Origin of the sequence: Mesorhizobium sp. M0751, from assembly GCF_040320265.1 — a bacterium.
Lineage (GTDB): Bacteria > Pseudomonadota > Alphaproteobacteria > Rhizobiales > Rhizobiaceae > Mesorhizobium.
Genome location: NZ_JAMYPH010000010.1, coordinates 55,797 through 69,762, shown reverse-complemented (window position 1 = coordinate 69,762; position 13,966 = coordinate 55,797). Strand labels below are relative to the sequence as shown.

The window sequence follows — 13,966 nt, the reverse complement described above, 5'->3', positions numbered from 1 at the left end:
TATGAATCAATCTTTGACCACACTGAAACAGACGTTGCAATCGCTGGTCTGGCGAGCTAGCAATATCCATGGACCAGGGAGAGCTTGCTGGACAGATCGTCATTGCCTTCGACGGCATGTCGGCGCAGCTTCGGTCCGCCGCGCGCTATGTCCTTGATAAGCCGTATGATGTCGCGCTGTTGTCGATGCGTGAGCAGGCCCGGCACGCAGGAGTGCAGCCGGCGACGATGACGCGGCTGGCCCAGCATCTCGGCCTTGATGGCTACGAGGCGGTACGCGATATCTACGCCGCCGCGATCCGGGACGGCGAAATCGGTTTCGCCGGCAAGGCAGGTCTTCAGGTGGCCAGCCAAAAGCTCAAGGGCGACCACGCGCTGGCGGCCGATATTCTGGATTCGATCTCCAGCCAGCTTGCCCATCTCGCCGAAGGCAGGTCGATCGACCGTCTGGTCGAGACGGCCAGGGCGCTGAGTGCGGCAAGGCGCGTCTATTGCCTCGGCCTGCGCTCGAGCCACGCAGTCGCCTGGCATCTGCATTACATCCTATCGCTGATCGGCGAGAAGTCGGTGCTGCTGCACGGCATCGGCGGAACCGACGGCGACGCTCTCGCCCACGCGACCAAGGACGACGTGCTGATCGCCGCCAGCGTCCTGCCCTACACGCGCTTCACCATCGAGCTTGTCGAGTACGCTGCCGGCCGCGGCGTACCGGTCATTGCGATCACCGACAGCGGGGTGGCGCCCTTGGCGCTGCTTGCCGATCACCTGGTCATCGTGCCGACGGGCAGCCCGTCCTTTTTCCACACCATGACGCCAGCTTTCATCGTTGCGGAGGTCCTCGGTGCTCTTGTCGCAGGGCAGGCAGGCGAGGGCGCTGTTCAGTCGCTGCGACGTTTCGATGAGCAGGGCGCCGCCCTCAAGACCCATCTGAACCAACGTCCGTCGAAGAAAATGCCCATGAGGGACCGTCGATGACACACATTCTTCATCGAACCATCCACTCGACGCTGCCGGTCGCCGTTCGCGGCCAAGGCATCGAACTGTTCGATGCCGAGGGCAAGTCCTATATCGACGCTTCGGGCGGAGCCGCCGTGTCCTGTCTCGGCCACGGCCATCCCGACGTGATCGCTGCACTGCACACCCAGCTTGACCGCATCGCCTACGCCCACACCAGCTTCTTCACCACCGAGGTGGCGGAGCGCCTGGCGGATCGGCTGGTCGAGGACGCGCCGAAAGGGTTGGACCACGTCTATCTGGTCAGCGGCGGCTCGGAGGCGGTCGAGGCCGCGCTCAAGATGGCCAGGCAATATTTTGTCGAGAAAGGCGAGCCGCAACGGCGCCATCTCATCGCACGCCGGCAGAGCTATCACGGCAATACGCTCGGCGCTCTCGCCACCGGCGGCAATGAATGGCGGCGCGCCCAGTTCAGGCCGTTGCTGATCGAGACCCACCATATCGACCCCTGTTACGCCTATCGCTATCAAAAGCATGGCGAAAGCGACGAAGCCTATGCGGCGCGCGCCGCCCAGCAGCTCGAAGACAAGATCCTCGAACTCGGCCCGGACGAGGTCATCGCCTTTGTCGCCGAGCCGGTGGTGGGTGCGACGCTCGGCGCCGTGCCGTCGGTCGCCGATTATTTCAAGCACATTCGCGCGATCTGTGACCGCTACGGCGTGCTGCTCATCCTCGACGAAGTGATGTGCGGCATGGGCCGTACCGGCACGCTGCATGCGTGCGAGCAGGACGGCATCGCTCCCGACCTGCTGACAATCGCCAAGGGGCTCGGCGGCGGCTACCAGCCGATTGGCGCGGTGCTGCTCGGCCGGCATGTCTTCGACGCCTTTGCCCAAGGCTCGGGCTTCTTCCAGCATGGACATACCTATATGGGGCATCCAATGGCAGCGGCGGCCGGCCTTGCCGTGCAGGAGGTCATCCGGCGTGACCGTCTGCTCGACAACGTCAGCGCAATGGGCGCGCAGCTGGACGAACGCCTGCACCAACGCTTCGATAACCACCATCACGTCGGCGACATTCGCGGGCGGGGCCTGTTCAGGGGAATCGAGCTGGTGGTTGATCGCGCCAGCAAGGAACCGTTCGACCACAGGCTTGAACTCAACGCCCGCATCAAGCGCGAAGCAATGGCCCGCGGCCTGATGATTTATCCGATGGCCGGGACGATTGACGGTGTGCGCGGCGTTCACGTGCTTGTGGCGCCGCCTTTCATTATTTCCAAACAGGATATCGATCGGATCGTCGAACGGCTCGGTGAGGCAATCGACGCTGCGATTGCTTCAGCGGCCTGACCCGCACGACGCGGACCGCCTCAAACCAGGTCCAACGCGTCATCGGCGACGGGCCGGGACACCCACCAGAGAGGTAGCAACCATGTACAGTTCGATGAAAACCCTGATCGGCGCGGCAGCCTGCATGCTGCTGGCGCTGCCATCCGTCGGAGCCGAGCAGCGCTTCGTCACGGTCGGCACCGGCGGGGTCACCGGCGTCTACTACGCCGTCGGCGGCGCCATTTGCCGACTGATGAACAAGGACCGGCAGAAAACCGGCATCCGATGCTCGACGGAGTCGACCGGCGGTTCAGTCTTCAATGTCAACTCCATCCAGACCGGCGATCTCGATTTCGGCTTGACCCAATCGGACGTCCAGTACCAGGCCTATGAGGGGACCGGAAATTTCGACGGCAAGCCGTTCAAGGATCTGCGGGCCGTGTTCTCCGTCCATCCCGAGCCGTTTACCGTGCTGGCGCGGCCGGATGCCGGCGTCACCAAATTCGAAGATTTCAAAGGCAAACGCTTCAACGTCGGCAATCCCGGGTCAGGCACCCGCTCGTCCATGGAGGAGTTGCTCAAGCAGATGGCCTGGACGCTCGGCGATTTCTCGCTTGCCGCGGAGCTGAAGGCGGACGAGCAGGGCAGCGCGCTGTGCGACAACAAGATCGACGGGTTCTTCTACGGCGTCGGTCATCCTTCCGCCGCGATCCAGGATCCGACCACGGCCTGTGGCGCCAAACTCATCCCGCTGACCGGTCCGGCAGTGGATGCGCTGTTGGCAGCTCATCCGTACTATTCGGTCGCCACCATCAAGGGCGGCATGTACGCCAATAATCCGGACGACGTGACGACATTCGGCGTCCGCGCGACAGTGGTGACGAATGCCAGCACGCCCGATGAGGTGGTCTACGAACTGGTGAAGTCGGTCTTCGAAAATTTCGACGACTTCAAGAAACTGCATCCGGCTTTCGCCAATCTCGATCCCAAGGAGATGATCAAGACCGGTCTGTCGGCGCCAATGCATCCGGGCGCGGAACGCTATTACAAGGAGAAGGGTTGGCTCTGAGGCCTTCAATGCGAGGCGTCAAGGGCGCCTCGCATCGCAAATAATTGTGGGGAACGATGACAGATCAAAGCCAGCGGGCGGCAGCGCCTGACCAACCCGTTATCGACATCGACAAGCTCAGCGAGATCGTCGCCGAGGCCGACACCGGTGGGCGCAAGCCGACCGGCCGCACAGCGAAACTGATCCTCGGCGTATCGCTGGCATGGTCGCTGTTCCAGCTCTGGTATGCCTCGCCCCTTCCGTTCATGCTCAATTTCGGCGTCGTCAGCGACGGCATCGCCCGCTCCATCCATCTGGCCTTCGCCCTGTTTCTGGCGATGCTGACGTTTCCGGCCTTCAAGACCTCGTCGCGCAGCCGCGTGCCGCTGCCCGACTGGGTGCTAGGCATCGCCGGGGCGGCGTCCGCCCTCTATCTGTTGGTCTTTTACAGCGATATCGCCCATCGGCCGGGTCTTCCTACTACGGCTGACCTTGTCGTCTCGATCGCCGGCGTCCTCATCCTGCTCGAGGCCGCGCGTCGCGCCGTCGGGCCTGCCATCACCGTCATCGCGGCGATCATGCTGATCTATATCTTCGCCGGGCCTCACCTACCTGGCCTGCTCGGCCACAAGGGCGCGACGCTGTCGCGCGCAGCCTCGCAGATGTGGCTGACGTCGGAGGGGGTCTTCGGTGTTGCCCTCGGTGTGTCCACCAACGTCGTCTTCATGTTCGTTCTGTTCGGAACATTGCTGGAGCGCGCCGGCGCCGGCGGCTTTTTCATCCAGCTTGCCTTCTCGCTGCTCGGCAAATACCGCGGCGGTCCGGCCAAGGCCGGTGTCGTGGCTTCCGGCCTGACCGGCATGATTTCCGGGTCGTCGATCGCCAATGTCGTGACCACCGGAACCTTCACCATCCCGTTGATGCGCCGGGTCGGATATTCTGCGGTGAAGGCGGGCGCCATCGAATGCGCGGCCGGCGTCAATGGTCAGCTGATGCCTCCGGTGATGGGCGCGGCCGCATTCCTGATCGCGGAATATGTCGGCATCTCCTATGCCGAGGTGGTGAAGCACGCCTTCTACCCAGCGCTGCTGACCTACGGCTCGTTGTTCTATATCGTCGATATCGAGGCGATGAAAACGGGGATGAAGGGCCTGCCGTCACGCAGCACGCACTCCGCATTTCAGGGTGCGCTGCGCGGGCTGATGGGCATATGCGGCTTCATCGTCCTCGCAGGGCTTGTCTATTACGGCATTGGCTGGACGAAGATCGTTTTCGGCGCGGCCGCGACCTGGATGATCACTGCCGCGCTGATCGCCGTCTACATCGGCCTTGTCGCCTACAGGGCGCGCTATCCCGACCTGCCGCTGGAGGATCTGGAGGGCGAGATCGTAAGGATTCCCCACTTCGGCGAAACTGCGCGCACAGGATTGCATTTTCTGCTGCCGGTGATCTTGCTGATCTGGTGCCTGATGGTGGAGGAGCTGTCGCCCGGCCTCTCGGCATTCTGGGGCGCTGTCGCCCTGATGGCGCTGATCGTGACGCAACGGCCGCTCACCGCCTTTTTCCGCAAGGACCAAGCGCTGGCACGGCATTGGCTTCACGGTTTCGACGATCTGGTCGGTGGCCTGTCCGCCGCCGCACGCAACATGACGACGGTCGGCATTGCCACTGCGACGGCCGGCATCATCGTCGGCACGGTTCTGCTCACCGGCATCGGGCTGGTGATGACCGAGCTGGTCGAATTCATCTCGGGCGGCAGCTTCATCGTCATGCTTTTGTTCACCGCTGTGATCTGCATCATTCTCGGCATGGGCATGCCGACCACTGCAAGCTATGTCGTCGTAGCCACCTTGATGGCGCCGGTCATTGTCGATTTGGCGGCGCAGAACGATCTTGCCGTGCCGCTGGTCGCCGTCCACATGTTCGTTTTCTATTTCGGGCTGATGGCGGACGTGACGCCGCCAGTGGGGCTGGCGGCTTATGCTGCTGCGGCAATTTCCGGCGCCGATCCGGTGAAGACCGGCATTCAGGGTTTCAAATACGAGATCCGTACCGGCCTCTTGCCGTTCATCTTCATCTTCAACACCGGACTGCTGATGATCGATCTCGAAGGTCCGTTCGACTTCGTCGCGATGGTGGCGACATCGACGCTGGCCATGGTCTCGTTTGTAGCAGCGACGCAGAATTGGATGCTCGTGCGCAACCGCTGGTACGAGACGATTGCGTTGCTACTGGCCTGTTTCATCTTGTTCAGGCCGGGATTGTTGCTCGATCAGGTGAGCGAACCCTATCGGGCAGTGCCGGCCTCCGAACTCAGCCGCATCGTCGACGAGACGGCCGAGGGAGGCGCGGTTCGCTTGCGCCTGACGACACTGAACCTCACCGGCGATGAGATATCGAAGCTGGTGCGGCTACAGCTCGGGCCCGGAAATTCATCGGCCGAACGCCTGAGGGCCGCGGGCCTGGACGTCAGTGCGCTTGGCGACAGCGTGACGATCGGCGTCGTGCGACTGGGCAGCCAGGCGGCCAAATTCGGCCTGCAGCCCGGCGACGAAATCAACCAGGTGCTAGTTCCTGCGGAACGGCCGTCACGCTATTGGTTCGCGGTTCCAGCCCTGCTGTTGCTCGGTCTCGTCTTCTGGGTTCAGAAGCGGCGAAGGCGGACAGTGGGTCTATAAGTGTCTTATGAGCGGAAGAGTCTTGGCCAGCATGTCGGTAACAAGAGAACCAAACGGCGCCGCGAAACCGGCTAACGTGGAAATGCGCATGACGACGCGCGACCGCCCCTTCGAGCCCGTCGACTACGGGCTTTACGCGCTGACGGTCATTGCCTGGAGCGCATCTTGGTTCGCGATCGAACTTCAGGTCGGCAGCGGCGTGTCGAACGAGGTCAATCTGGTCTGGCGCTTCGCCATCGCCACGCTGCTGATGTTTGCCTGGGCGGGTTTTTCCGGTCGGCGGCTCCGCTTTCCAATCACCGATCATTTGCGCTTTGCTGTGCTCGGCATTCTCATCTTCTCGTCGAACTTCCTGTTTTTCTATTATGGCGCCGGCTATCTCGTCAGCGGCTTGCTCTCGGTCGTCTTCTCGCTCGCCTCGGTCATCAACATGCTGCTCGGTGCCTTGGTCATCGGCGAGCGCCCGGCGCCGCGCATTCTCGCCGGCGGCATCATCGGCTTCGCCGGAATAGCGCTGATGTTCTTTCCCGAAATCGCCGCCAACGGGCTTTCCGGCGGCACGTTGGTGGGCCTTCTGCTGTGCCTCTGCGGCACGCTGAGCTTCTGCGCCGGCAATCTTGTCTCCGTCGCAAACCAGCGCCGCGGCCTGCCGCTCGTTTCAACCAGCGCCTGGGGCATGCTTTATGGCACTCTGTGGTCGGCGTTCCTGGCCTTCCTGCTCGGTGAGCCGTTCGTGTTCGCGACGACCGCCTCTTATATTGGCTCGCTGGTCTTCCTCGCCGTCATATCGACCGTCATGGCTTTCGCCGCCTATCTGACGCTGCTCGGACGCATTGGCGGCGCCCGCGCCGGCTATGCGACCGTCATATTTCCCGTCTTTGCGCTTTTGATCTCCACGGCGCTGGAAGGCTATCACTGGACCGCGTACGCGATCATCGGGCTCGTCCTCGTCGCCGCCGGAAACGTCCTGGTCATTCGCGGAGGACGGCGCTGACGCATGGAATGCTTGCGCAATGCCGCCGCGTTCCGGTTGCGCGGGCCGCGGTGCCTGTCGAGCTTGACTCTCTGCATCCTCCGTCTAAGCTGCGGTCAATGGGTCAGACCAATGTACCAGGAGTGGCCCGGGAGGGAACTAAACGCGCATGCCGATCCAGGCAGTTGAACCACGCCGGCTTTACCGACAGGTCGCCGATCAGCTCAGGCAGCTGATCGATGCTGGCGAGTTTTCCGTCGGCGACCGTCTGCCGACCGAGCGGGATCTGGCCGACCAACTCGGAATTTCCCGCCCGACGGTCCGTGAAGCGCTGATAGCTTTGGAGGTCGAAGGCCGCATACGCATCCGCGTCGGCTCGGGTATCTACGTCACCGATCCGCTGAGCGCCGCCGCCTCCGAACCCGAAGTCGAGGAAGGCCCGTTCGAGCTGTTGCGCGCGCGCGAATTCGTCGAAGGCGCGATCGCCGCCGAAGCGGCCCTTCACGTGCGGCCTGCAGATATCGAACGGCTCGACGACGTGCTGCGCCGGATGGAGGCCATGCTTCACCCCAACAAGATGACCATTGCGCTCGACCGGGAATTCCATACCGCTGTCGCCGGCATTCTCGAGAACGCGGTGCTGGTGCGCTTCATCGGCGAGCTTTTCGACCAGCGCATGAACCCGTACTTCGAACGCCTGTCGATCTATTTCGAGACCAGCGATTCCTGGCAGGTCGCGGCAAAGGAACATCTTGCCGTGCGCGACGCAATTGCCGCGCGCGACCCCGAGCGGGCCAAGGCCGCCATGCAGCAGCACCTGCGCCAGTCGCAAATCAGATTCTCACGCAATTTCGATGAGAGAGCCGCAGCCAAGGAGGTTGCGGAATAGCAGTTGGCCGGGGGGAGATCCGGCCGTCAAGTTCAACCAGGGAGGAATTAGATGCTGAGAAAATACGCAGTTCTGCTCGGTGCGATCGTCGCAATTGCCATACCCATGACGTCGGCCTCGGCGGAAACGGTCCTGAAATGGGCACATGTCTACGAGACGACGGAGCCCTTCCACACCGAGTCCGTGTGGGCTGCCGACGAGATCAAGAAGCGTACCCAGGGCCGCTATGCCATCGACGTCTATCCGGCCTCGCAGCTTGGCAAGGAAGCAGACATCAACCAGGGCCTGATGCTCGGCACCGTCGACATCATCATTTCAGGATCGAGCTTCGCGGCGCGCGAATATCCACCGATCGGCGTCACCTATTTCCCATACACTTTCCGCGATGCCGACCATCTGCTGAAATACACCAAAAGCGACGTCTACAAGGTCCTGACCAAGGGCTATGAGGACAAGACCGGCAATCATATCGCCGCCACCACCTATTACGGGACGCGGCAGACCACCTCGAACCGGCCGATCGCCAAGTGCTCCGACATGCAGGGCCTGAAGATGCGCGTTCCCGACGTGCCGGCCTATCTGGCCATGCCGCGTGCCTGCGGCGCCAACACGGCGCCGATTGCCTTCGCCGAAGTCTATCTCGCCCTGCAGAACGGCACGGTCGAGGCCCAAGAGAACCCGCTGACCACCATCGAGGCGAAGAAATTCTACGAGGTGCAGAAGAATATTGTGCTCACTGGCCATATCGTCGATCATCTCAACACCATCATATCGGCGTCGCGCTGGGCCTCGCTGTCCGACGAGGACAAGAAGATCTTTACCGAGGTGATGCAGGAGGCTGCCGCCCGCGCTACGGCGAAGATCGTCGCCCGCGAAAAGGAACTGGTGCAGGTATTCAAGGACCGCGGCATCACCGTAACCGATGTCGACCGTGCCGATTTCGAGAAGAATGTGCTGGAGAAGGTCACCTTCGAGGAGTTCGGCTACAACAAGGCCGATTGGGAAGCGATCCGCGCCATCAAGTAGAGCATCGGAAACCGGATGCTCAATCAAGAGGATAGGGCGGCAATCGGATTTCGCCGCTTTAACCTGCCCATCCGTCCGGCTTCAAATTGTGCCGGACGGCCTTTCCAATCCTTGACGATCCACCAGCTTCGGGAGCCCGCGCCAATGGCCGAGGAACACCACACCGAGATCACCGTCGAAGAGATCGCGCACGCCTTCGAGGAGGTGCCGGTACACGTCGACCTGTCGGACCACGGTATCGAGGACTGGGTCACGCTTGCCGTGTTCTGGGGCATGGTCGTCTGTGTCTTCCTGCAGTTCTTCACCCGCTATGCGCTGAACAACAGCTTTGCCTGGACCGAGGAGATCGCCATCAACGCGCTCGTCGTCGTTGTCTTTCTTGGCGCCGCCATGTGCGTGCGCCTGTCGCGCCACATCCACGTCGACGTGCTTTACCATTATCTGCCGGAGCGTGTCGGCCGCTGGCTGGCGCTCGCCGTCGATATTGTCCGCATCGCATTCTTCGCCTACGGGACATGGCTGATGTGGCGCTATGTCATGATCGTGGCGCATGAGCGCATGGTCACCGTCAACCTGCCGCGGCGCTGGTTTTTCTACGCCGTTCTGGCCGGCTTCGTACTGATGCTTGTGCGCTCGATCCAGGTCTTCATCGGCAATTACCGGCGCGGCTATTCCGTGCTCGAGCGTCCCAGTGCGTTCGAGACGGCGGGGGTCTGAGCGATGCTGCTTCTGGTAGGGGGCTTTCTTGCCCTGATGCTCATCGGCGTGCCGGTCGCTGTTTCGATGGCGGCCGCCTCGGTCCTTTACCTCGTCATCTACGGCGTGGCGCCCGATATCATCGCAGCCCAACGCATGATCGCCGGGGTGGAGAGCTTTCCGCTGCTCGCCGTTCCCTTCTTCATCCTGGCCGGCAACCTCATGAACATCGCCGGCGTCACCGGGCGCATCTATTCCTTCGCCCTTGCCCTGGTCGGCTGGATGAAGGGCGGCCTGGCGCAGGTCAACATCATCGGATCGGTGATCTTTTCCGGCATGTCGGGCACCGCGCTCGCCGACGCCGCCGGCATTGGCACGATCGAGATCAAGGCGATGAAGGACCACGGCTATCCTATCGACGCCGCGGTCGGCGTCACCGCCGCTTCCGCGACGCTCGGGCCGATCTTTCCGCCCTCGCTGCCCTTCGTCATCTACGGCATGATGGCCAATGTCTCGATCGGCGCGCTGTTCATGGCCGGCATCCTGCCCGGCGTGGTCATGACCGTGCTGATGATGATTACGGTCGCCATCTTTGCCTACAGTCGCGGCTGGGGCTCCGACACACCTTTCGAGCTTCGGCGGCTCGCCGAAGCGGCGGGCGAGGTGCTGGTGGTGGCTGCCTTTCCGATTGGCTGTTACGTGCTTGTGCAACTTGGCCTGTCGATCAACATCGCGGTCGGCATCGCGCTGCTGGTTCTGATCGCGGCGGACTGGTATTTCGATTTCTCCGCGGTCATGGCGCTGATGACGCCGGTCATCCTGATCGGCGGCATGACTATGGGCTGGTTCACGCCAACCGAAGCGGCGATGGCGGCTGTGATCTGGTCGCTTTTCCTCGGGCTGGTGCGCTACCGCACGATGACGCTCCGTTTGCTCGCCAAGGCCAGCTTCGACACGATCGAGACGACCGCCTCGGTGCTTTTCATCGTCACCGCCGCATCGATCTTCGCCTGGCTGCTCACCGTCAGCCAGGCAGCACAGCTGTTTTCGAACTTCATTTTCGCGCTCACCGAAAACAAGTGGGTCTTCCTGATCCTGGTCAACATCCTGATGCTGGTGGTCGGCTGCTTCCTCGATACGATCGCCGCGATCACCATTCTGGTGCCGATCCTGCTGCCGGTCGCCGCCGTCTACGGCATCAACCCGGTGCATTTCGGGCTGATCATGACGCTCAATCTGATGATCGGGCTTTTGCACCCGCCGCTCGGCATGGTGCTGTTCGTACTGTCGCGCGTCGCCAAGCTTTCTGTCGAGCGCACCACCATGGCGATCCTGCCGTGGCTGGTGCCGCTTATCGTGGCGCTGCTTCTGATCACCTTCATACCCGCCATCACGCTTTGGCTGCCGACCGAGATGGGCTTGATCCGGTGAGCGGCCATGTAATTGCCGCAACGCTGTTCGGCCCGCAGGACCTGCGCGTCGTGGAGCGTCCGCTCGAACCGCTGGCGCCAGGCATGGTGCGGGTGCGCTTCGGGGCAGGGGGCATCTGCGGCTCCGACCTGCATTATTTCCGCCATGCCCGTACCGGCGACTTCGTGGTGACCTCGCCGCTTGTCCTCGGCCACGAACTCTCAGGCGAAATCGTCGAGATCAACGGCGCGGCACCAGGCCTTAGCGTCGGCGACCATGTCGCGGTCAATCCGTCGCGCTGGTGCGGGCATTGCGCACGATGCCTGGAAGGCCGCGCCAATCTCTGCGAGAACATCTATTTCATGGGCTCGGCATCGAAGACGCCGCATATGCAGGGCGGTTTCGCCAGTCTGTTCGACGCCATGCCCGCGCAATGTTTCAAGGTTCCATCTGACGTGGCCTATCAGGCGGCGGCACTTGCCGAGCCGTTGGCGGTCAGCCTGCACGCCGTCGCGCGGGCCGGCGACATCAGGGGCCGCAACGTCATCCTGTTCGGTGCCGGCCCCATCGGTCTCTTGACCATGCTCGCGGCCAGGCTTGCCGGCTGCGCTGAACTGACCGTCGTCGATATCGCCGCCGCGCCGCTCGCCTTCGCCCGCAGATTGGGCGCCGACAGGATGATCGACATTTCCGGCGGCGACGCCGAGCTCCAAGCGCTCGCGGCGGGTGGTTCGCTTGACGTGGCGTTCGAGATTTCGGGCAGCGCGGCCGGCCTTGCCGCTGCGATCGCCAGCGTCCGGCGCGGCGGCACGGTGGTTCAGGTCGGCAACCTTCCCGGTGGCCAGATTCCACTGCCGGCCAATGCGGTGATGGCCAAGGAGATCGACCTCAAAGGCACCTTCCGCTTCGGTACAGAGTTCGGTCGTGCAGTCGACCTCATTGTGTCGCGGGAGGTGGACGTCCTCAAGTTGGTGACAGCGGAGCGCACGCTTTCTTCGGCCCCCGATGCGTTCCGACTTGCCGCCGACCACACTCAGAGCGTCAAGGTCGTGCTGACCGCGGACTGATTGTGAATTTGCGGGCCTGTTTTGAAAGCGACCATGGCGGTCGGCTGGGCAGGTACATACAGAATGTGAGTCGCCCGGTGCTGGCTCTTCCTGAGACTAGCATCACACACAGTCTGCGCGTGTGGTCTCACAACCCGACGCCGCGCTTCTTTCCCAAGCTCCAATCCATGCCCCCTGTATCCGGACACACGACACCCGAAACCTGATTGCCAAAGCGCTTTTCGAGCGGTGGCGACCAGGGCACGAGCCTGAAGTCCAGACCATTGTCGATCATCGCGAACCGGCCGGAAGCCAGCGAGAAACGCTGCCGGTAAATTCCAGCCACATGATCGCCGTTGGCAGCGTTTCTGAATGACAGGCCGGTCTCGGCGGCGAGGCGGGCACCGAGCGATTCCACCTCATGATCGTGTAGCGTATCGATTAGATTGCGCGCTAGAACAACGCGCTGTCCCTCGCGCCTGGCCAGATCGCGCCTGACAAGCTCGTCGACCCGATCTTCCAGTGCCTGTCTTACCTCCCCGCCAAAGCCGCTGTCGCGCAGTTCGGCTGGCTTGCGCGCAACAAGTTGCCGATCGAGCCAAGTCGCGCCGGAAGCATGGACCTGCTGTTCGATCGAAAGGTCAGAGCGGACGGCGAGACTCACCTTGCCAGAGCCATTTGCATCCGCATCGCGGCACAACTCCACGACCGAGCCTGGGTCTGAGTCCCCGGCCGCGTCAGGGTCATAGAAGCGAATGTGGTGCGGGCGACCGTCGATGCCGTCGACGATGGCGTAGGTCGAGCCGCGCAGTTCGTCGGGGCCACGTTCGAGCAGTCGCCCGATCACCGGCGCATCAATCTTTTCGGCCGCGAGCACATACTCCATTGTCCCTCTTTCTAGCCCCCGCGCGGTGAGGCTACGGTGCATGCGCTTGATGATGTCGCCGCGTTCGCCGAGGCCGCGCAAAGTCGCCTCGGCTTCTTCGGCCATCTTCCATTGGCCTCGATGGATCTCATAAGCGAGGCCTAGGCGTTCCAGTTGCCGGAGCCGGCCGACCTTGAGCCCCAGGAATTCGTCGGGCTGGCCATCAGGATGTGGTGCCACTTCAATGACGCCATGAGGGTTGGTGTCGCGAACAAGCTGACGATCGAGCTGCGTCCAGCGCTCAGTGTCGACCTGCCGCTCGATGGCCTGGCGGATGTCGAGGTCGGTGCGGAGCCCCAGCGTCTGGGTGAGAATGTCGCTTGCCCGATCGCGCATGCCCTGGCGGATATAGTCGCGCGAGATGACAAGATTCTCGCCATCGTCGGCAATGCCGCGAACGAGGATGTGAACATGCGGATGTGCGGTGTTCCAGTGATCGACGGCAATCCAGTCCAGCCTCGTGCCGAGGTCGCGCTCCATGTCGACCATCAGATCGCGAGCGAAGGTCTTGAGATCACGGAGCTCCATTGCATCGTCCGGCGAAACGATGAAACGGAAGTGATGACGATCGTCCTTGCAGCGGTCGGAGAAGGCGTCATCATCTGCCTCTTCGGTGTCGGGGCCGAACATCCTCGCCTTCTCGCCATCACGTGTAACACCTTCGCGGCGAAGGTACTTGAGATGGGTGGCGAGTGGTGGAGACCCTCTGAATTGCCGCACCACACGGGTCTTGACGACGGCGCCTCGTGAGCGCTCACAGATAAGGTGACTGGCGCGGATGCTTGCTGACCTGCCGCGACCAAACGTTGAAGCTCGTGGGGAGGTGATCCGGCCCTCCCTTGTAAGATGACCGCCAGCACGCTGTGTGGCCGCAAGCGCCTGAAAGATGAAGGGCCGCGCGCGCTGGCTGGCGCGGGAGCGGATGCGACCAGGTCGGAAGCGAAAGCTATCGTCACGTTTCATGTCAGGCGGCCACGAGGTGCGGTTTCCGTTG

Annotated in this window: 11 protein-coding genes; 10 read left to right on the top strand and 1 reads right to left on the bottom strand. The window is 62.5% G+C overall.

Annotated features, from left to right (window positions below; all coding sequences use genetic code 11):
- Positions 1-68 precede the first annotated feature (68 nt).
- The 10 genes from NKI19_RS16970 to NKI19_RS16925 all read left to right on the top strand — a co-directional run bounded on the left by NKI19_RS16970 (position 69) and on the right by NKI19_RS16925 (position 12,068).
- Entirely contained in the window at positions 69-974 is a 906-nt protein-coding gene (locus NKI19_RS16970) for a MurR/RpiR family transcriptional regulator (protein WP_352489724.1), read from the top strand.
- Positions 971-2,302 carry an aspartate aminotransferase family protein gene (locus tag NKI19_RS16965; protein WP_352489725.1) on the top strand — a complete coding sequence of 444 codons (1,332 nt, stop codon included), beginning with the start codon at positions 971-973 and terminating at the stop codon, positions 2,300-2,302. The genes NKI19_RS16970 and NKI19_RS16965 overlap by 4 nt, the downstream gene beginning before the upstream one ends.
- Before the next feature lie 94 nt (positions 2,303-2,396).
- Positions 2,397-3,350, top strand: a complete 954-nt coding sequence (locus NKI19_RS16960; RefSeq protein WP_352565743.1) for a TAXI family TRAP transporter solute-binding subunit — start codon at positions 2,397-2,399, stop codon at positions 3,348-3,350.
- 56 nt (positions 3,351-3,406) lie between these two features.
- Positions 3,407-6,007 carry a TRAP transporter permease gene (locus NKI19_RS16955; protein WP_352565701.1) on the top strand — a complete coding sequence of 867 codons (2,601 nt, stop codon included), beginning with the start codon at positions 3,407-3,409 and terminating at the stop codon, positions 6,005-6,007.
- An 88-nt stretch (positions 6,008-6,095) separates the two neighbouring features.
- The gene (locus NKI19_RS16950) at positions 6,096-7,001 is read left to right on the top strand and encodes a DMT family transporter (RefSeq protein ID WP_352565700.1); all 906 of its coding nucleotides are present in this window, start codon (positions 6,096-6,098) and stop codon (positions 6,999-7,001) included.
- A 148-nt stretch (positions 7,002-7,149) separates the two neighbouring features.
- Positions 7,150-7,869 carry a FadR/GntR family transcriptional regulator gene (locus tag NKI19_RS16945; RefSeq protein ID WP_352489728.1) on the top strand — a complete coding sequence of 240 codons (720 nt, stop codon included), beginning with the start codon at positions 7,150-7,152 and terminating at the stop codon, positions 7,867-7,869.
- 105 nt (positions 7,870-7,974) lie between these two features.
- A complete protein-coding gene (locus tag NKI19_RS16940) occupies positions 7,975-8,895 on the top strand; it encodes a sialic acid TRAP transporter substrate-binding protein SiaP (RefSeq protein ID WP_352565741.1) in 921 nt (306 codons plus the stop codon).
- 144 nt (positions 8,896-9,039) lie between these two features.
- Complete coding sequence (locus NKI19_RS16935) at positions 9,040-9,612, top strand: TRAP transporter small permease (RefSeq protein ID WP_352489729.1); 573 nt, start codon at positions 9,040-9,042, stop codon at positions 9,610-9,612.
- Between the two features lie 3 nt (positions 9,613-9,615).
- Positions 9,616-11,022 carry a TRAP transporter large permease gene (locus tag NKI19_RS16930; protein WP_352565698.1) on the top strand — a complete coding sequence of 469 codons (1,407 nt, stop codon included), beginning with the start codon at positions 9,616-9,618 and terminating at the stop codon, positions 11,020-11,022.
- Positions 11,019-12,068 carry an L-idonate 5-dehydrogenase gene (locus tag NKI19_RS16925; protein WP_352489731.1) on the top strand — a complete coding sequence of 350 codons (1,050 nt, stop codon included), beginning with the start codon at positions 11,019-11,021 and terminating at the stop codon, positions 12,066-12,068. Before NKI19_RS16930 ends, NKI19_RS16925 begins: the two co-directional genes overlap by 4 nt.
- Positions 12,069-12,195: 127 nt before the next feature.
- Here NKI19_RS16925 and NKI19_RS16920 read toward each other — a convergent pair whose 3' ends face one another.
- Positions 12,196-13,935 (bottom strand): relaxase/mobilization nuclease domain-containing protein, encoded by a 1,740-nt coding sequence (locus NKI19_RS16920; protein ID WP_352489732.1) that lies wholly within the window; start codon positions 13,933-13,935, stop codon positions 12,196-12,198.
- Positions 13,936-13,966: the final 31 nt, after the last annotated feature.